This is a genomic window from Marivirga lumbricoides (genome assembly GCF_014636295.1).
In the GTDB taxonomy this organism is placed as follows: Bacteria; Bacteroidota; Bacteroidia; order Cytophagales; family Cyclobacteriaceae; genus Marivirga; species Marivirga lumbricoides.
Window position 1 is genome coordinate 75,789 of sequence record NZ_BMEC01000003.1, and the last position, 20,376, is coordinate 96,164.

Below are 20,376 nucleotides of genomic sequence, written 5' to 3' on the forward strand. Positions count from 1 at the left end.
TGCTTAGATTTCTTATTTTTCAAGATAAAAATTTTTATGTATTAAAACCGCTTTTTTAGTTTAATTTGATCAATTTAGCACCTGAATTGTTGCTTAAAAATCTTCTCTTTACAGCCGTTGAAAATCAGATTGAATTAGCTCTGCTCTTGCTAAAACCTTTTTTCTTTACCAATGGGAGATTAAAAATAAATACCCCTGATGATTACTTACTAATCTACTTAATTCAGTATCCTCGTATTTTTTCATATTATTAAGAAGGAAGCTTATCTATTTCTTCAATAGAGCTTATTAAGCAATTATACGAGAACCAATGATAGGTGTCTGAAAGTCAGTAACCAATGATTGCCCATTGTGGAATCTAATTTTAGATTCCACATTATATAGAGGAGATATTTGTTCTTTTAAACATTGATAGCTCAGAGTGGAAGTTAGGAGTATAAAGTCGGTTACACTTGAGAAAGGGCACCCTCCAGGGCCTATCCGGTAAAGCAAGAATGATATCACATTTATTAATGAAAGTGCAGAGCCGTGTGTCAACGGGTTTGGAAAAATCTACCATAAAAAAGATGAGGTAGCAATTGGGAAGTAGTATGGGAAAAATAATTTAGAAGCTTATCAGGGGGAAAACATTAGAGCATGTTATAAATTTTCAGATCGTTTTCATTAAATATAATGAGAATTGATATGAAGAAGCAAATTGTATCCTAACAGGGCTTGAAACTACTTTGTCAAAGTAACATCCATAAAAGTGATTAGGGGAAATGCTTCACAATTATTATAGGGCGTGTTCTGAACTCTTAGCACAGAGTCCGATGTTTAATTGATAATCTTAATTCAGCAAGCTGCTTGCTCGAACAAAAATAACCTACTTTTTATGCACTGTGTCCGAAGCTTATTTTTTATCTTTTGCATGCTTAGTTTATTGGTATCATGCAAAGTTGATTCTATTTTCAATCAGCAAAGTGAGTATGAGAAATACGTTGAAGCGCTGCATACCATCGAACTTGCCAAAACAGCTTTGGCTCAAGATTGGATTAAAGCAGGGCGGATAACAAGTGAAAATTCATTATCTGTCTCACTACCATATACAGAGTTAACAAGGTTTGATCCCGCTAATCCGAAATCGGTCATTTTAAAATACACTGTAAAAGAAGGGCAGAATATTCAAATATACCTGCAAAGAATTTCAGACGACTCTTCTAAAGTTTTTCTTAACGCGTTTGCTGTTGGTGAGAAAGGTATGAAAGAAGTGGCTCATGAGGCTGATAGTGATTCGCTTAAATACCATGTGGAAGAAGATGCGGAACACCTCATAAGGATTCAACCTGAGCTATTGAGAGGAGGCTTATATAAAATACATATTGGTTTCAGTGCTACGCTGGCATTTCCAGTGCCGGGAAAAACTTTTGAAAATATTAGTAGCTACTATGGTGATGCAAGAGATGCCGGCAGACGTAAGCATGAAGGAATAGATATATTCTCTCCTCGGGGAACGCCTGTAGTAGCAGTAATGCATGGTTTTGTGAGAAGAGTAAGCAACAACAATTTGGGGGGCAAGGTGATTTTTGTATCTGGCGGAGGGTATAGTTATTATTATGCTCATCTGGATAGTCAGTTGGTCAATATTGGGCAAAGGGTAAAACTAGGAGATACACTCGGATTGGTGGGAAATACAGGTAATGCTATTACAACAGCTCCACACCTGCATTTTGGTATTTACAGTATGAGGAAAGGTGCTTTGAATCCCTATCCTTTTTTTGCCAGCACAAAAATAGATGAAAACATCAAGCTATCTGATTCTACGTTCTTAGGTACATATCACCGGGTGAAAAATATGAAAGTTAATTTGAGAGAAGCACCAACGACAAAATCTTCTATTTTAAAATCTCTCGATAAAAATAGTTTAATGTTGGTAGATGCTGCTTTAAATAACTGGTACAGAATAAGCCTGCCAGATGGAGAGAAGGCTTTCATTTACAAAACACTGGTAGAAAAGGCAGATGAAAATTCTCTTAAATCTATTGTTTTAACAGACTCCACCCGTTTAAAAGACTCTTATATTCAAAAGTCTGGTTACTTTTCGGGCTCCTTAAAAGATACCGTTGAAGTTTTAGGTGATTACAAAAATTATCAACTTGTGAAATTTCCGAACGGGTATTATGCTTGGTACAAAGCAAGTTAATTCCAAATTGGAAGGCAGATATGTGCATATTAGATTACTTATGTGTGAAAAATCACCTTCTGATTTAGCTGTGTGATTTCAAGAGTTGACAAGGAACAAAAAAATCTTTCATTTTTTTGTTTTCGGGTTTTACAATTCGATAATAATGATTTACCTTTGCCTCTCCAAAACGGTGGATGTAGCTCAGTTGGTTAGAGTATCGGTTTGTGGTACCGAGGGTCGTGGGTTCGAGCCCCATCTTCCACCCACCATAGTATAGAAACCTCATGTGAAAATATGAGGTTTTTTTATGCCTTACAAAGTCAGTTTCTCAACTTTTCGATTTGCCGGATCAATCAATCTGCTCCCTGATTATTTATTTTTGATAATTGTTTCAAGTACTTCTTGTTTTCCATCAATATTTTCTGGAACAGGAATGCCTAAAAGTAAACATACGAGTGGATAAACATGGATATTTTCAAAAGACGGAACCGTTTCTCCTTTTTTTATTGCCGGGCCATTGGCATAAAAAATTCCATGCAGGGTTTTAAATGAGGGATCATAGCCATGCACGCCAAAATTAGGAGAGTCCCCTTTTTCCCACATTCTGGTGCTTAAAACTGTACCGGGCTCTGCACTTATTAAAAGATCACCAATCCGGTCATTTGGAGAATTGTAGTGCCAATGGTCAGGTGTTTCACCTTTTTTATATACTTTAAAATCTTTAGAAATATCTCTTAACTTATTGAAAACAGAATCTATTTTGCTTTTATCCTTAAAGTATAAATGGGCGTGGGTGTTGTTGTTAACCATGCGAAAAACATGGTTTTCCGCATCAAAATAATCTTCTAATTGTATAAAACTATCTTTTTCATCTTTCACTGAAACCATTCCATGATCTGAAGTAATCAGAATGTTTACAGGCAAATCTATTTGGGATAATTCTTTCCTGATCAACCCCAGCAGCCTATCAGCTTCTTTTACTGCTTCACCTGTCTGTGGTGAAACCGGACCATAACGATGCCCTTCTGAATCAACCAGGGAAAAGTATAGGCTGATAAACCTGGGGCGCTCCTCTTCCGGGAGCTCCAGCCATTTCCGCACTTGTTCAATTCTCATTTCGTTGCTAATGCTGCCGTTATAATTGTAGTAGTAAGAGGGGAAATTACCACCAACGGGAGCTTCCGAGCCTACCCAGAAATAAGAAGCAGTTTTAAGACCATTATTTTGCGCATGTTGCCACAAGGGAATACCACCGTAAAAATAGTCATCTGTTACCAACTCCTTCATTCTCATGGAATAAACTACATCTCTGCCTCTGTCATAGAAACTGTTATCCACTAAGCCATGATTTGCAGGATAGAGGCCTGTTACTAGTGTATAGTGATTAGGAAAAGTTTTGCTTGGGAAAGATGGTATGAGCGATTCAGCAGCTGCACCATTTTTAATAAATGTGTCAAAGTTAGGTGTGGGGTACATCTCTACATAATCATGCCTGAAGCCATCAAATGAAATCATCAACACATATTGCTGTTTTTCCTGAGCCACAGTTTTAGAAGCACATGCAAGTGATATCAATAAAAAAAGATACTTCATAAATAACCTTATAACAATCAGATGAATAGTTTATAAATCTTTAACGCTAAGCATAAGCTTCTGAAATAGCATAATGCTCTTAGGTTAAAGATTTATAACTTAAAATTTTTGCGAACTTAAGCTTTTTCTATTGTATAGCTGTTAAGCAAAGGTTAAATGTGAGAGATTTACCGTATTTGACTTTATAAATAAAAACAAGTGAAGTTATGCCGAAATGATAAGTTTATTCAATAAACTATCATTTCGGTAGTTTTTATATTATTCTACAACTACTGTGTTAGCATTCCCCTGAAAGTATTCATTCAATTCTTCCAGTGTACGCTCATTTACTGAAAGATCTTTAATGATTTCTCCTTTTTCTAATGCCACAATCCTTTCACTTATTTCAGTGACATGGTTTAAATCATGGCTGGAAATGAGGAAAGTCACATTTTTATCCTTCTTGTATTGAGCAATAATTTTTTTCAATCGGATTTGGGAAGTAGGATCTAAATTTTCGAAAGGCTCATCCAGCAATACCATACTTGGGCTGCCAATTAGTGCGCCTGTTACCCCTAGTTTTTTCTTGTTTCCTTTTGAGAGGTCTCGGATGTATTTTTTATGTCCGAAGATTTCATCGTTAAAAAGCTCTTTAAACTGCTGAAGAAAATTTTCGAGATCTACTTTTGATAAACCGTATACTTCAGCAAGAAAGTTGAAATATTCTTCAGGAGTAAGGTATCCGATGAGAAATTTCTCATCAATAAACGAGCCTGTGAATTTTTTCCAGTCTTCCGTTTTACTCACATCCTGGTTGTCTATAGTTACAGTGCCTTCAGTTGCTCTGATGAGGTCCAGAATTATCCTGAAAAGGGTGGTTTTTCCTGCTCCATTATTTCCTATAAGTCCGAATGACTGCCCTTGAGGGATTTCCAGGCCAGGGATGTTGAGAACGGTATTTTCTTTATAAGTCTTTTTTAAATTAGATATCGATAGCATAATTATAGCGTTAACTGGTGAATAAGTCTGTATTTTTCTTCGCTTAGTTTTTCAGCGATTTTTTTGAGGAAGTAGTCTTTAAAAATATAACCAATAATTCCTGCTATGGCCACTGCAATTACTCCTTCCCAGTGCCCTAAAATGAAATAAACAGGAGTGTAGAAAACAAAAGGACCTAAAAATAATGGTAAGCCCATTACCCATTGAGCTGCTCCGGTTCCCTGGTAGTTCATGAAAGCACCTTTATTAAGGTCAATAGGTTTTGGCCCCCACAAAGAAAGTCGCATCATTAAAGGAATATTGATGCCGGCATTGTATAGGCTTCCGGCCAAAATCACAGCTAGTGCTTCCCATCCAAAGTACACATAAGGAATTGATAATATAGTGGCTAGAACAACAGAAGACATCACTAATTTATACCGGGCTTTAATCCAGGTTTCAATACCTAAAGGTCTGGTAAAGAAGAAATCCATCTGGTTGGTATTCCAACTCCAAAGGAACTGTCCATAGTTAATAGAAAATAGTCCACTCATGAAAATCCCCACAAAAACAAAGAAGCCTCTCATGTCATTGTACTGATCTCTCCCAAAAAACATTAGACCATAAAGCAGGAAGAAAAGAGAAAGAAAGAGTACAGAGCGTGTCCGTTTATGGCGGATAATCATTTTAATTTCCTGAAGAATAATGGCTCCTGAAACTCCATTATTGCCTAAAAAGCTTAATCTATCCGAATAGTTTTCAACATTGTCATTGCTTTTTTCTCCTATTTCTTCAAGGTAAAGGTTTTGAGTAATAAACCTGTAATTGATGAAGTAGAGGCTAATTGAAGCAACGAGCGGTACAATGGCCAATAAAGGCATTTCTGTAATAGCGACTAAAGCTTTTGCCAATGGCGCAAGAAAGTCGATAGAAGTGTATAAACTCAGCACATAGTTAGCACCTGCAACTCCTAAAATCACGATCCATACCCAAATCATATTTTCCAATTTCTTCTTAAAGAGGATATTGAAAAAATGAATAGCAATTGAAGTGAAGAAAATAGCCAAAACCCATGCTGATGCTGCCAATGCCCCTAATTCTGGAGTCACAACTGAAACTGCGAAAGGCACAACTAAAATGAGGGAAATTAAATTGTACACGCTAATCAGTGATTTACCCAGGAGGAAACCTGCAATTTTCCCCTTTTTAATGGGGAGGTTTAAGTAGGGCTCCACATCCATTACAGGAATTTTCTGCAAAAAATAGCGAATAAATAGCTCTGCAAGGAAATAGTAGATCAGTGCCTTGTTAAAAAATAGAAAGGGATTATCTGCCGCGGCAGGAATCTCTCTTATTAAATGCGGCAGAGTAAAAGAAAGGCTTATCAAAGACAAAAAAGCAATTATTGCAATTGCAGTGATGAATAAAGTGAGCCCTAATTCTCTTCCAAAGCTGCCCGACCTTTTAAATTGGTACCATTGATGGCGAAGGAGAAATTTTATCATACTGTTTTTATTGAATTAGTATCTGGTAAATGTTTTTTATTACAAAATCGATAATATTTTTTTTAGAAACTACAGTTTGTACATTAGAAAGTAGATTCTGGAATCCTGTAAGATTATAAATCCCCCCCCCTTTAAAAAAAAAAACATATATAGCCTGGGCTTCAAGTTCTAATAATCGATTTTATGTGCCAGTATAAAAGTAATTTCTTCAATTGAAGAGTAATTCTTTTGAAAAAAATTGCGATCATTTAATTCTGACTTCAAGCCAGAATTAAATGCTCGCAATAACCAATAGTTTTTATTATCATCTCTGAGTTATCTATCAGACCTCGAACCAGAGTCTATGCGCTGGATTCTAGCATCTAGACTCTATCAATTATCTACCTAGATCATTAAGTCTTAAATCTAAAACCCAGGTTATTGTAATCTATAAATTATTCCGCTGCACTTCCACTTATTGTTTGACCGAAAAACACTGCATTGACAAAAAGCCTGTTGGTGCCATACCAGAAAGCCCTGAAGTTAGTATTATCGGTAAAAGAAATTACCTTCCCTCTTCCCATTCTATTAATAGTAATGGCACTCGTTCCACTCAATAACTTAAGATTTTCTTCAGAGATGTAGCCGTTCAATAGCGGAGATTTAGTATATCGAACCGGATTAGCATACTCATTTTTCGCTTTTTCCATAAATAGAGTAGTATTTCTGAAAATAGGCATTTTAGCTTTGGTTAAGCCATAGGTAATAGGGTGACTTAAATCGAGTTCTACTTCAAATATAGCTCCACCAATCACTTGCGCTCCTCTGTTATTTCTTAAATCTTTATAGGGTTTGTAGCCGGTTGTGTCAGATTTGATTTTTTCAAACTGAAGTTTAATTAATTTCTGGTCTGCCAGCCATTTTGCAGCGCCCTGATAGGCAATTAAAGTACCTCCATTTTGTACCCATTGCTGCACTTTCTGGTTGATACTATTATATCTTCCATCTGGCATAATTAACACATTATATCTGCTTAAGTCAGCTCTTCCAAAATCATTCATATCAATCTTTGTCACAGGGATCTCATATTGCTGATCCATTAAGTGCCATATCTCACCAGCATCATATGGGCTGATGCCTTCTCCAATCAGCATGGCAATTTCGGGTTGCTCAAGTGGCTCCATGGAGGGGCTTCCTAAATTTACACCACCTGTATTGCCACTTTTTTGAGCGTACATTGTTACACCGGTGTTTTCGATAGCACTTTTTACGATTTGCTGAATTTGATCAGCATTTTGCTTTTGTTGTTTTACTGGAATTAAGATGGAGCCAACAGGCATTGTTTCACCATTAGTCATTGTAATTGGCTCGGTAGTTACTCTTGTTTGTAAGCCAGCCTTTTGAATTTTGAATAAGGCTTTAGGTGCATAGAAATCATGCCATTCCATCAGGTAAGCGTAATCGCTTTTTCCTCCTAAAATTTCACTCTCAGGTTTATCCTCTTCTGTAAATTTTTTACCCAATAGGTTTTGAGCGAAGGCTTTTTTATCTAAACTTTCATAATCTAAATTGAAGGACATGCCCATATTAAAGGCTGAGACATCATAAAACAGACTGTCGGCAAATGAGGTTCTCACATCAAATATTGCTTTAATCAGCTGATTCTGATATTGGTTAGTAGGAATAATATAGCTATTCCCTGCTTTATATTGATTATAATTTTGGGCCAATTGATACACCTCAATTTCATGTCTTTTAAGCATTTTGGCAAACTGGTAAAGTTTGGAAGCATCTTTGTCAGAAATAATCCATGCCTGCTGACTTGCATTAGAGGCTTCTTTTGCAGCATTTTGATAAAACTCCCTCTGGAAATTCAGTAATTCTTCTCTCATTTCATAAGTTGCCTGATAGGTAGAAAGAGAAGCTGTAAACTGATTTTTGATAGTAAAAGGAAATGTTAATACGCCATTTACACTTTCCTGAGCATGGCCTCTGGAACTAGCTTGTTCAAACAAAATGCCTACCGCTCCCTGTACATCAGGAAATGTTGAGCCTTTACCGTAGTAGAAATCATCGAAGCTTTCTTTACTATAATATAAAGAACCTATTCTATCTAAGAACTTTGCATGATAGGTTCCTATTTTACCGGTAAGCTCTTGATTTTTCTGTGGCGTAATTGGGTGCGTTCTTTCAGGAATGCCCGGTTGAAAGAAAAAAGTGCTGTTGGTACCCATTTCGTGGTGATCAGTCAAAATATTAGGCTTCCATGCATGAAATTGCTTCAGCCTGTTTTGCGATTCAACCAATTGTGCGGGTAGCCAATCCCGGTTCATGTCAAACCAGTAGTGGTTGGTTCTGCCTCCTGGCCATACTTCATTAAATTCCCTATCATTAGGGTCCGTTACTAAATGTTCGCTTTTGTGCATATTGGCCCATGTAGCAAATCGGTTAAGTCCATCAGGGTTAAAGGAAGGATCTAAAAGAACGACTACATCTTTAAGCTTTTGCTCAATATCCTGTCCCTGTGCTGCAGCAAGGTAGTAAGCGGTAAGCATAGAAGCATTGCTGCCACTTGGTTCGTTACCATGAATACTAAACCCCATCATCACGACTGAAGGCATTTTTGAAACATTCATATTGCCAGATTGGGTAGGATCTGTTAGCTTTTTATGGTTGATTCTTATCTCCTCTATACTTTTCAGGTTATCGGGGTGGGTGATTGTCAGAAGCAGTTGCGGCCTGTTCTCATAGGTTTTGCCGGTTTCAATAATCTCAATTCTGTCAGATGCTTTGGCTAAAGTTTGCATGTAGTATACCAACTTGTCATGGGTAACATGCCATTCCCCAACTTCATGTCCAATTACTGAAGCAGGTGTAGGAATTTCAGCATTATAAGTTACGCTATCCGGCAGATAGTAGTTAAGAGAAGTCTGTGCAAAACACAAATGAAAGTTTAATGTAATTAAAGAGAGTAAAAGTGTGAATTTCATAGATTATATATTTTTAAAGATTTTAAGGTAAGAAATTAATATAGAAAATTGCTTGTATATTGTTTAAATGGTTATTTCTTGTTTTGGGCACTTTTTGAGGTTGTAAGAATCTGCCAATGTTAATTTAATGTTAATTTTTTTCTAACTATTTTTAACCTATTATTAATGAGTGTACAATAAACAATAGAATAAGTAGACGTAATTTTGAACCAGAAAAAAACAAAAACGAAATGAAGAGAATTTTACAAAGAATTTGTGGCTTGACGATTATGCTGGCACTGGCGGCATCATCGGCTTTTGCGCAGGGGTCAACTTCAGCGGCCTTGAATGGACAAGTTAAAGATGCCACAGGAGAAACATTGGTAGGTGCTACCGTTATTGCACTTCATGTTCCTACTGGCACTGATTATGGTACTGTAACAAATACTGAAGGATATTTCTTTTTTCCAAATGTTAGAGTAGGCGGACCTTACACAATTACAGTTTCCTATGTAGGTTATGAAACTAAAGTTGTAACTGAGGTTCAGCTTTCGCTAGGAGAAAAAAGAAATATTGATTTTACTTTAGAGCAAGAATCTTCTACTTTAGAAGAAGTAGTTGTTAGAGCTGCAACAGATGATGTAATTAACTCTGGTAGAACAGGTGCTTCAACTAATGTGGGAACTCAAACAATTAATACTAACCCTTCTATTAGTAGATCCATTGAGGATTTTACCAGATTAACACCACAAGCTGCTTCTGGAGTGGGTAATGGGGGTATTTCAATTGCTGGTAGTAATAGTAGAAGTAACAATGTCACTATTGATGGAGCTATTAACAACGATGCTTTTGGACTGAATCCCAATGGTTTGCCAGGTAGCAGTGCAGGAGCGGAGCCTATCAGTTTAGATGCTATTCAAGAGATTTCTATATTAGTTGCTCCTTATGATGTGACGAAAGGATCTTTCACTGGTGGTGGAATTAATGCGGTTACAAGAAGTGGTACTAATGAATTGACGGGGTCAGCCTATTTTTTCAATAGAAATGAAAATCTTGCTGGAAAAACTTTAGGAGATAACCCTGTAAAACAAGCACCATTCTTCAATAGACAATATGGTTTAAGAGTTGGTGGACCAATTGTAAAAGATAAATTATTCTTTTTTGTAAACGCTGAGCAGCAGGTTGCAGAATCTCCTTTTCAGGTGAATTTAGTGGATCAAGAAACATTAAATAATTTCAATGGAGAGATTCCTTCTAATGTTTCAAGAATCAGTATTGAACAAGCGCAATCTGTAAAAGATTATTTAATAGATAATTACAATTATGATCCAGGTTCATTTGGTGCATTTACACCGGAAACAAGGAACAACAAGCTATTTGGTAAGCTTGACTGGAATATAAACAATGATCATCAATTAACTTTAAGACATAGCTACTTAAAAGCAACTGATGAAAACTTAGGAAGAAGCCAAAATGTTTTAGAGTTTACAAATAATGGCTACTTAAATGATGTTACCAGTAATTCTACTATTGCAGAATTGAGAAGTAGATTTGGTAGTAATATGTCTAATAACCTGATTGTTGGTTATACTCAAATTAATAGAGAAAGAAATTTAGACGATTATGGATCATTATTTCCACATATAGATATCAATTTAGGAAATAGTGTGGTAATTCGTGCAGGATCTCAAAGAAGTTCTGTTGGAAATGAATTAAGACAAGGTATTGGACAATTAACGGATAATTTTACAATATTTAAAAATAAGCATGCAATTACATTTGGTACTCACAATGAATGGTTTAATATCTATAACTCTTTCGTTAATAGATATAATGGTCACTATGAATACCAGGGTCTTGATAATTTCTTAAATAATACATTTGCAGGCAATAGAAGTGCAAGGTTCAGAGTAGCTTATTCATTGGATTATTATAATGACCGTTTTCAACCTGTTGATCTAAATTTTCTTCAGTCAGGCTTTTATGTGCAAGATGAATGGGATGTTAATAGTAATTTAAAATTAACAGGAGGTCTTCGAGTTGATATTCCATTTTTCTTAGATAAGCCTGCTGCGAACCCTCTTTTAGAACAAGAATTTAATCGTGATAATACTAATTTGCCTAACGGGCAGTTACTTTGGTCTCCAAGAGTTGGATTTAATTATGATTTAAAAGGGGATAAATCAATGCAACTAAGAGGTGGGGTTGGTATATTTACTGGAAGAGTTCCTTTTGTATGGATATCCAATGCGTATACAAATGCAGGAGCTACGCTTAGTACAGCTGATCAAAGAGGTGATGCTGGTGATGTGCCTATTTATCCAGACGGTAACAGAACATATGAGTATTATATTGCTGATTTGTTAGGAGTAGATGTTGATAACCCTGCTGTTCGAGCAGAAATTGAATCCAGACAGCAAAACTCACCACGTTCTCAGGTGGATTTATTAGATTCAGATTTTAAATTACCTCAGAATTTAAGAGCTAACCTAGCTTTAGATATGCGTTTACCTTGGGGAATGACAGGTACGGTAGAAGCCATCTATACTAAAGCGGTAAATGCTATATACTATGACAATCTCCAAACTCCTGAGCCTGCCGGAACAATTCCGGTTGAAAATGGAAGACCTACTTACGCCACTAGAAGAACCAATAGTAATTTTAATGATATTTTCTTGTTAAGTAATACAAATAAAGGATATCAATATAGTTTTACTGGTCAATTGAATAAATCTTGGTCGAGAAATTTTTCTGCTATGGTAGCATATACTTATGGTGAAGCGAAAGACGTAAATGGAGGAACTCACACGACAGCCAATTCTGGTTGGGAATTTAATCCTACACCAGGTAGCCCAAATGAACCTATTCTAAGCTATTCAGTATGGGACTTACGTCATAGAATAGTTTCAAATATCAATTATGTATTTGATTATTCGAAATTGGCTTCCACTTCATTAGGTTTATTCTTCAACGCACAATCAGGATCACCATTTACGTATATGGTAAACGGAGACTTAAACGGTGATGGTTCCTCCGGTAATGATCAGGCATACATTCCGGCTAGTCAGGATGAGATTTTATTCGGTAATTTTGATGATAGCATAGGTCCAATAGATCCTGAAACAGGAGAGCCGGAAGGTGCTTTTGTTCAATTTGATGCTGCTACCCAGTTAGAATCATGGAATGAGTTAAATGCTTTTATTGAGAGAGATGATTATTTAAGCGAAAATAGAGGAAAGATAGCAGAAAGAAATGCAGCTAGAACTCCATGGACTGCTTTGATAGATATGAGAATCATGCAGGAATTCAAATTAAATGTTGGAGGTAAAAGTAATAAGCTACAACTTACTCTAGATATTGAAAACGTGGCAAACCTCTTGAATAGAGATTGGGGAAGGCAATATTTTGTAGGATTTAATACTTATTCTTTACTAAACTATAGAGGTGTTGATTCTGATACTGGTCGTCCATTATATACATACTCTGACAGAGAAGAGGCTTGGCAAGTAGATAATTCTGCGTCTATTTGGAGAATGCAATTTGGTATAAGATATATTTTCGGAGAATAATCTGATTTATAATATCTTTCCCGAACCCCAGTCACTTTCTAGTGGCTGGGGTTTTTTGTTTCCATTCATATCCTCCTTTTACCGTTTATGACAATGCTTTTCTAATGCGCAACAATTTCTGTTTTTTAGCTGTTACAGTTCCCTTATGTTTGTACATGTAAACCGATTTATATTCTTTTTATCATGTTTTTCAAGTGGGTAAAAATCATAGTTAACTTTAATTAAGATTCTTAATTGAAATGTTTTCAAGAATAAAATCTTTCTAGGCTGTTCGGGGAAATTCAAAAAAGGAAAAGTAGAAGTTTATAAATAGTAAAATTGCATCTCAACGGATTCAAAACTCTAAAAGACCAATTATAATCTAATAGTATTCAAATGTCCAAAACAGTTCAAAGAGTAATTACTCTAATTGCAATCTTAATTGTACTAGGATTAATCATCTATCCTAAATTACCGATTGCTAATGAGGAAGGTACTGCTTCAGCTTCAAAAAATACTCCTGCACCTGGCGCAGGAGCTACTACCATTGATGCGGAAATCGTTCAATTCAAAAGTTTTGATAATAACATTGTACTCACTGGTAGTTTGTTAGCCAATGAGTCTGTAAATCTTTCAAGTGAAATTTCCGGAAAAGTAAATAGAATATATTTTGATGAAGGCCAGTATGTAAAGAAAGGTCAACTGCTGGTAACTACCAATGTAGCCGATCTTCAGGCAAACCTTCAGAGATTGCAATATTCGGTTCAGTTGAATGAGCAAACAGAAAACAGGCAAAAGCAACTATTGGAAAAGGGAGCTATCAGCAAAGAGGAATATGATATTGCCTTCACTAATTATAAAACGGCTCAATCTGAAATAGAATCTTTGAAAGCGCAGATTGACAAATCCAAAATAGTTGCGCCCTTCTCTGGTTATATTGGGTTAAGATACATAAGCGAAGGGAGTTATATTTCCCCTTCTACACAGATTGCTTCACTTTACAGCATCGATCCGATCAAAGTTGAATTTTCTGTACCTAGCAGGTATAGCACACTGATAAAACAAGGAAACGAGATTGGTTTCACAACAGAAGCAAGTAGTGAAGAGAGAAAAGCAACAGTGTATGCAATAGAGCCGCAAATTGACCCTGTAACACGAACATTAAAAGTAAGGGCACAAAGTAATAATGATGATGGGGCACTTATCCCAGGTCAGTTTATTAGAATTCAATTAACATTGGATTCTAATTCCAAAACTATTTTAGTGCCCACCACTGCTATTATGCCTGAATCTGACGGACATCTAGTGTATGTTATAAATGATGGAGAGGCATTAGCTAAACGAGTAGAACTCGGAGTAAGAACTGCTGATCAGGTGGAAGTGTTGTCAGGTTTATCCAGAGGTGATACCATCGCTATTGCAGGTGTGCCTCAACTTAAGGATAGGGCACCTGTAGAAATTAAAAGATTGGAAGGAGGAAAAAAATAATGGCTGCATTATCAAGAGTTAGTATTGAAAGACCGGTTTTAGCCATTGTATTATCTCTGGTGATACTTATTTTTGGTGCCATCGGATTTAATTTTCTGGGTGTAAGGGAGTACCCTTCTGTAGACCCGCCCATTATTACTGTAACAACCGATTATACAGGGGCTAACGCAGACGTTATCGAATCGCAGGTAACAGAACCACTGGAAGAAGCCATTAATGGTATTGCCGGAATCAGAACCCTCACTTCCACAAGTGCTGAAGGCAGAAGCCGGATTACGGTAGAATTTAATTTAGGGGAAAACCTTGAAACAGCAGCAAATGATGTGAGGGATAAGGTTTCAGGGGCACGAAGAAGCTTGCCTGAAGATGCTGAACCACCCACAGTAAACAAGGCAGATGCTGATTCAGACCCAATTGTTTTCTTAAATATCAATAGTGAGCAAAGGTCTTTGCTGGAACTTTCTGCTATTGCAGAAAATACATTTAAAGAGCGGCTTCAAACCATTTCAGGAGTGAGTGAAGTGAGAATCTGGGGAGAGAAACGCTATGCCATGCGCTTATGGATGGATCCGCTTAAGTTAGCAGCTTATCAACTGACACCTCTTGATGTATTGCAGGCTGTGGAGAGTCAGAATGTTGAGCTTCCTTCAGGAAGTATTGAAGGAGATATGATTGAGTTGGTAGTACGTACGCAAGGCCAGCTATCAACTGAGAAACAATTTAATGACCTGATCATTGCTGAATCGGATGGTAGCTTTATCCGTTTTTCTGACATTGGCTATGCGCAATTGGGTCCGCTTAACATGCGAACTGTATTGAAAAGGGATGGAGTGCCTATGGTAGGAGTGGTATTAATTCCCCAACCAGGTTCCAATAGTATTGCCATAGCAGATGAGTTTTACAGAAGACTGGAAGGTATTAAAAAGGATCTTCCTGAAGATATTAAATTAGGTATTGGCTTTGATCAGACAGAATACATAAGAGAGTCCATCACCGAGGTACAGCAGACCATATTGGTAGCATTTATCCTGGTAATTTTAATCATTTTCGCATTTCTCCGTGATTGGCGAACTACCGTTATTCCTATTGCTACAATTCCGGTATCCTTAATTGGAACTTTCTTCGTGATGTACCTTGCTGGTTTTTCAATTAATGTACTAACGCTGCTAGGGATTGTTTTGGCCATTGGGCTGGTAGTGGATGATGCTATTGTGGTGCTTGAAAATATTTACACCAAAATAGAAGGTGGAATGAAGCCAATGGAGGCGGCCATAAAAGGGTCAACAGAGATATTCTTTGCTGTAATAGCAACTACGGTAGCTTTGGTGGCTGTATTTATGCCTGTAATTTTCCTTGAAGGAATAACAGGTCGTTTATTCAGGGAGTTTGGAATTGTAGTGGCCACTGCAGTTATAATATCCTCTTTTGTGGCACTTTCGCTTACCCCCATGATGAGTAGTAAAATATTGAAAAGGAGGGAACGCCATAATATCTTTTACAGAAAAACCGAGCCATTTTTTGTTTGGCTCAATAAAAGGTATAGTAGTGCTTTAGATTCGTTTATGAAGGCAAGGTGGCTCTCTTTTGTGGTGGTATTGTTGGCAGGAGGGTTAATTTTTCTTTTGTTCAAAACTTTACCTTCTGAATTAGCTCCTCTGGAAGATAGAGGACAGATTTCTGTGAATGCCACAGGGCCGGAAGGAGCCACTTTTGAATATATGGATGATTATGTGAATAAGATGGTGGAGGTTGCTATGGAAGCATTGCCAACTAACGGCCTTATATCAGTAACATCCCCCGGTTTTGGTACGCAAGGAACCAACTCTGCTTTTATGAGGATTAAATTAACAGATGCAGAAAACAGAGATAAATCACAGCAAGAATTGTTTGATGAATTTACACCTCTTTTAGGGCAGTATCCTGCAGCAAAAGCTTTTGCTTTTCAGCAACAGACCATAGGGGGCAGAAGGGCAGGTCTACCAATTCAGTATGTAATTCAGGCTACTTCTTTGGAAAAATTGCAGGAAGCTCTGCCAAAATTTCTGGAGAGAGCTCAGCAAAACCCTACTTTTACTATCGTTGATCAGGATCTTAAGTTTACTAAACCGCAGATAGATATTCAAATAGACAGGGAAAAAGCCAAATCCTTAAATATATCTGTAATTGATATTGCCCGAACATTACAGTTGGGCTTAAGTGGGCAGCGGTTCGATTATTTTATAATGGACGGAAAACAGTATCAGGTAATTGGGCAGGTGCAGCGGAATGACAGAAATGATCCTCTCGATTTGAGGTCCTTGTATGTAAGGGCGGGAAATGGTGAAATGGTGCAGTTGGATAATCTGGTTAAGCTGGGTGAGTCTTCAACACCACCATCGCTTTATAGGTATAACAGATATATTTCTGCAACACTTTCTGCTGGTTTGGCCCCTGGTAAAACTATCGGAGATGGAGTGGAGGCTATGGATCAAATTGCGGGGGAAGTGTTAGATGAAACTTACTCAACTTCACTTTCCGGTTCTTCTTTAGATTATTTTGAAAGTTCTTCAAGCCTTCTATTTGCCTTTATTTTTGCAATAGTTTTAATTTATCTGGTGTTGGCTGCTCAGTTTGAGAGCTTTAGGGATCCAATTATTATATTGTTGACAGTACCTTTAGCCGTAGGTGGTTCTTTCCTCTCTTTATGGTATTTCTCTGAAACACTCAATATTTTCAGCCAGATTGGTATTATTATGCTAATTGGCCTGGTATCTAAAAATGCTATTTTAATTGTTGAATTTGCTAACCAAAGAAAGGCGCAGGGACTTAACGTAGTAGATGCTATTTCGGAAGCTGCTAAATCGAGGTTCCGACCTATTTTAATGACTTCCCTCTCTACTGTGCTGGGAATTTTACCTATTGCTTTGGCTTTAGGTGCTGGTTCAGAAAGCAGGGTTTCAATGGGTATTGCCATTGTGGGAGGCCTTATAATTTCAACAGGATTAACTTTATTTATTATTCCTGCTATCTATCCATATTTAACCAGTAAAAAAGCAAGGTTAGCACGAGTAGATTCTTAATATTATGTTTAAAAAAGTAAGTTGCTTATTAATTATACTTGTCACTGCTATTATTTCAGTAAAAGCACAGGAATTAACACTTTCCGAAGCATTGGAAATCGGCCTTGAAAATAATTATTCTATCAGGACTGCAAGAAATATGGAAGAGACATCGCAGGTGGGAGCCAAATTGGCTTATTCTTCATTTCTTCCTGTTTTGGACGCTACAGGAAGGTATAATTTCCAGGTTCAGGATGTAAACCAAACTTTCGTAGAAAGAGCGCCTACGGAAATTAATAATGCCAAATCTAATGCTTTAACAGCTTCTGCAATAGTAACATGGACAATTTTTGATGGCACAAAAATGTTTCTTGATTATAATGGGCTAAAGCTTGAATACAAGCAGACTCAGCTGGAAACCAGGGCCGTTATTGAAAATACAATTGGTGAAATAGCTAAGGCATATCATAATTTGGTATTTGAAAGAAAGAGAAAGGAAGTTTTTGAAAGTGCTGTAGAGCTTTCCGAAGAGCGTTTAGAGATTGCGAAAAATAATTATGAATTAGGAAGGTTTTCAAAAACGGATTATTTATCAGCTAAAGTTGACCTGAATAGAGATAAAAGTGCGGTGCTTGAGCAGGATGAATTGGTAAGACAAGCCATTGTGAACTTGAACTTACTTATTGGGCAGGATCCTTCCGAAGTAATCATTCCTGTTGATACGATAACAGTGAACAATTCCCTGAATTTATCTCAGTTAAGGGAAGATTTCAGAATGCATAATAAGCAATTGCTCGCACTCATGCAGCAGGAAAATATCCTTAGGATTCAGAATAAAACTGTGCATACTGAACTTGCTCCTCAGATAGATTTATTTGGAGGTTATGCTTATCAAAATTCCAATTCAGATGCTGGATTCTTAATTCAGAATTTGTCAACCGGATTTAATTATGGTTTAAGCCTGAACTGGCGTATTTTTAATAAGCTGGACAGATTAAGAAGACACCAGACTACCAAAATTGCATTGGAGAATAATGCAGTGGAAGTGGCAGAGCTGGAAAATCAACTCTTAGGAGATCTGCTCTCATTTTATGTAACCTATGAAAATAAGCTTAACCTGATCGATCTGGAAAATGCTAATGTTGAGGTGGCTAAGGAGAATGCTGAAATTGCTATGGATAGATATAAATTGGGTCGATCTAATGCCATTGAATTAAGGGAATCTCAGCAAAATTCAATAGAAGCGGAAAGCAGATTGTTAACAGCTATTTATCAGGCAAAACTTGCTGAAATAGATTTATTAGCAACTAGCGGAAACCTTGCTGTAGCAGATTGAGGAATCTCCTTGTTACTTTTTCATTAATCTCATTTATTCCTGAAAGTATATAGGTTAGACCGAATACATTTTATCCATGCTTTCAATCAGGATGCCATCCGGAAGGAGAGAACTATTTTGCCTTTCAGTTGAAGGGACTATCAGGTTCGGGCTATCTTAAATGTACTTTTTGCCGATTTTAGTCACTTTTTTATCGAAAAAATGAAATTTATGTCACATAATAAGGCATAATGGCGTATATTATAAATTGGAAAAATGAAAACAGCTGGTCAGCCAGCTAGTTTTCTGTTCAAATTTATGATTCTACTGAAGAAAACGTTCTTAATATTACCCCTTTTGTGCCTGATTCTTTCCTGTTCTACACGAACAGATAATCAAAATAGTGATCAGGAACTTGAAAAGAGTTATGCAATTGAGCCTGTTGATCTGGACCTTAATAAAATTAAGGAGCGAGGATATTTAAACGCAATTGTAGACAATAGCGCAACGAGCTATTTTATCTATAAAGGTCGCCCAATGGGCTATGAGTATGAAATGCTGAAATGGTTTTGCGATGATTTAGGCGTAGAGCTCAGGATTATCATCACCAATGATATCGCAGTAGCACTCGAAAAACTCAATCGTGGAGAAGGAGATATTGCCGCATTCAACCTTACCATTACCAAGGAGCGGAAGAAATATGTGGATTTTACAGAGCCATTATACCTGGCAAGGCAGGTACTGGTGCAAAAGAAGCCGAAGAACTGGCGCAGAATGAAAATTCATGAAATTGAAAAAGAATTAATCCGGGATCCTGTGGAACTGATTGGTAAGAATGTACATGTGAGGAAAAGTTCGGCTTTTGCGGCCAGACTGGCAAATTTATCTGAGGAGATAGGAGGAGATATAGTAATTCTGGAAGATAGCAGTAGCCTGGAAGTTGAAGAACTCATCAGGATGGTAGCAGAAGGAGAGATTGAGTATACAATTGCTGATGAAGATGTTGCCATGCTTAGCGCCACATTTTACCCTATAATAGATGTAAAAACACCCATCAGCTTCTCGCAGCGCATTGCCTGGGCTATCCGCTCTAATGCAGATTCTCTTGAAACAACTGTTAATCAATGGTTGGAAAATAAACAGAAAAAGACGGATTACTACGTCATCTATAATAAGTATTTTAAGAATCTGAAAAGATCTGCTAGTCGATCTTACAGTGAATTTTCATCCGTAAGCGGAGATAAGCTCTCTCCCTATGATGAACAAATTAAAGAGACTGCAGAAAAAATTGGTTGGGATTGGAGACTTTTAGCTTCTTTAATTTACCAGGAAAGCAGGTTTGATCCCAATGCTTCTTCATGGGCAGGAGCGCAGGGACTTATGCAATTAGTAGAGAATACTGCGGCAGAATTTGGAGCTGAAAATCTCAATGATCCCCGGCAAAGTTTAACGGCAGGGGCGGCCTATATTAACTGGTTGCAAAACACCATGAAGGAATATATAGAAGACAGTGTAGAGAGGCAAAAATTTATTTTAGCTGCTTATAATGTTGGAATAGGCCATGTAGAGGATGCTCGTAGATTAACGGAAAAGTATGGTGGCGATCCTGATGTATGGGAAGGAAATGTTGCTAAGTATTTACTCCTCAAATCAAAATTGAAATATTATACTGATCCTGTTGTGAAATATGGCTATTGCAGAGGATCAGAACCGGTAAATTATGTAGAGGAAATTTTTGAAAGGTTTAAACAGTATAAACAATTGTTAAAAAAACCGGAGGATAACAATTTACAGGCAAATAATTCCGTACTTTAAAGTGA

10 protein-coding genes and 1 tRNA gene are annotated in these 20,376 nt (G+C 37.0%); 7 read left to right on the top strand and 4 right to left on the bottom strand.

Annotated elements, in window-relative coordinates; all coding sequences use genetic code 11:
- The first annotated feature begins 910 nt into the window (after positions 1-910).
- Together IEV85_RS05110 and IEV85_RS05115 are read left to right on the top strand one after the other, a co-directional pair.
- Entirely contained in the window at positions 911-2,182 is a 1,272-nt protein-coding gene (locus IEV85_RS05110; RefSeq protein ID WP_188460859.1) for a M23 family metallopeptidase, read from the top strand.
- Between the two features lie 171 nt (positions 2,183-2,353).
- Positions 2,354-2,429, top strand: a tRNA-His gene (locus IEV85_RS05115).
- 104 nt (positions 2,430-2,533) lie between these two features.
- Here the strand turns inward: IEV85_RS05115 and IEV85_RS05120 are convergent.
- From IEV85_RS05120 to IEV85_RS05135, 4 genes are all read right to left on the bottom strand, one after another.
- Positions 2,534-3,757, bottom strand: coding sequence for an alkaline phosphatase family protein (locus tag IEV85_RS05120; RefSeq protein ID WP_188460861.1), 1,224 nt, complete (start codon positions 3,755-3,757; stop codon positions 2,534-2,536).
- Positions 3,758-4,015: 258 nt separating this feature from the next.
- Complete coding sequence (locus tag IEV85_RS05125; protein WP_188460863.1) at positions 4,016-4,735, bottom strand: ABC transporter ATP-binding protein; 720 nt, start codon at positions 4,733-4,735, stop codon at positions 4,016-4,018.
- A gap of 2 nt (positions 4,736-4,737) precedes the next feature.
- On the bottom strand, positions 4,738-6,219 hold the full coding sequence (locus tag IEV85_RS05130) for a DUF5687 family protein (RefSeq protein WP_188460864.1): 1,482 nt from the start codon (positions 6,217-6,219) through the stop codon (positions 4,738-4,740).
- A gap of 434 nt (positions 6,220-6,653) precedes the next feature.
- Positions 6,654-9,188, bottom strand: a complete 2,535-nt coding sequence (locus IEV85_RS05135) for a M14 family metallopeptidase (RefSeq protein ID WP_188460866.1) — start codon at positions 9,186-9,188, stop codon at positions 6,654-6,656.
- 230 nt (positions 9,189-9,418) lie between these two features.
- Here IEV85_RS05135 and IEV85_RS05140 point away from each other — a divergent pair, with 230 nt between their 5' ends.
- The 5 genes from IEV85_RS05140 to IEV85_RS05160 all read left to right on the top strand — a co-directional run bounded on the left by IEV85_RS05140 (position 9,419) and on the right by IEV85_RS05160 (position 20,371).
- On the top strand, positions 9,419-12,736 hold the full coding sequence (locus IEV85_RS05140; RefSeq protein ID WP_188460868.1) for an outer membrane beta-barrel protein: 3,318 nt from the start codon (positions 9,419-9,421) through the stop codon (positions 12,734-12,736).
- A 375-nt stretch (positions 12,737-13,111) separates the two neighbouring features.
- Entirely contained in the window at positions 13,112-14,203 is a 1,092-nt protein-coding gene (locus IEV85_RS05145; RefSeq protein ID WP_188460870.1) for an efflux RND transporter periplasmic adaptor subunit, read from the top strand.
- Positions 14,203-17,262, top strand: coding sequence for an efflux RND transporter permease subunit (locus tag IEV85_RS05150; protein ID WP_188460872.1), 3,060 nt, complete (start codon positions 14,203-14,205; stop codon positions 17,260-17,262). Before IEV85_RS05145 ends, IEV85_RS05150 begins: the two co-directional genes overlap by 1 nt.
- A gap of 4 nt (positions 17,263-17,266) precedes the next feature.
- A complete protein-coding gene (locus tag IEV85_RS05155) occupies positions 17,267-18,577 on the top strand; it encodes a TolC family protein (protein ID WP_188460874.1) in 1,311 nt (436 codons plus the stop codon).
- Between the two features lie 255 nt (positions 18,578-18,832).
- Positions 18,833-20,371, top strand: a complete 1,539-nt coding sequence (locus IEV85_RS05160) for an MltF family protein (RefSeq protein ID WP_229712516.1) — start codon at positions 18,833-18,835, stop codon at positions 20,369-20,371.
- The last annotated feature ends 5 nt before the right edge of the window (positions 20,372-20,376 follow it).

Excerpts from the sequence above, each read along its gene's own strand:
- IEV85_RS05155 (WP_188460874.1), top strand. The coding sequence starts at position 17,267 with ATGTTTAAAAAAGTAAGTTGCTTATTAATTATACTTGTCACTGCTATT.
- IEV85_RS05125 (WP_188460863.1), bottom strand. The coding sequence starts at position 4,735 with ATGCTATCGATATCTAATTTAAAAAAGACTTATAAAGAAAATACCGTT.
- IEV85_RS05150 (WP_188460872.1), top strand. The coding sequence starts at position 14,203 with ATGGCTGCATTATCAAGAGTTAGTATTGAAAGACCGGTTTTAGCCATT.
- IEV85_RS05120 (WP_188460861.1), bottom strand. The coding sequence starts at position 3,757 with ATGAAGTATCTTTTTTTATTGATATCACTTGCATGTGCTTCTAAAACT.
- IEV85_RS05140 (WP_188460868.1), top strand. The coding sequence starts at position 9,419 with ATGAAGAGAATTTTACAAAGAATTTGTGGCTTGACGATTATGCTGGCA.
- IEV85_RS05110 (WP_188460859.1), top strand. The coding sequence starts at position 911 with ATGCTTAGTTTATTGGTATCATGCAAAGTTGATTCTATTTTCAATCAG.
- IEV85_RS05130 (WP_188460864.1), bottom strand. The coding sequence starts at position 6,219 with ATGATAAAATTTCTCCTTCGCCATCAATGGTACCAATTTAAAAGGTCG.
- IEV85_RS05135 (WP_188460866.1), bottom strand. The coding sequence starts at position 9,188 with ATGAAATTCACACTTTTACTCTCTTTAATTACATTAAACTTTCATTTG.
- IEV85_RS05145 (WP_188460870.1), top strand. The coding sequence starts at position 13,112 with ATGTCCAAAACAGTTCAAAGAGTAATTACTCTAATTGCAATCTTAATT.
- IEV85_RS05160 (WP_229712516.1), top strand. The coding sequence starts at position 18,833 with ATGAAAACAGCTGGTCAGCCAGCTAGTTTTCTGTTCAAATTTATGATT.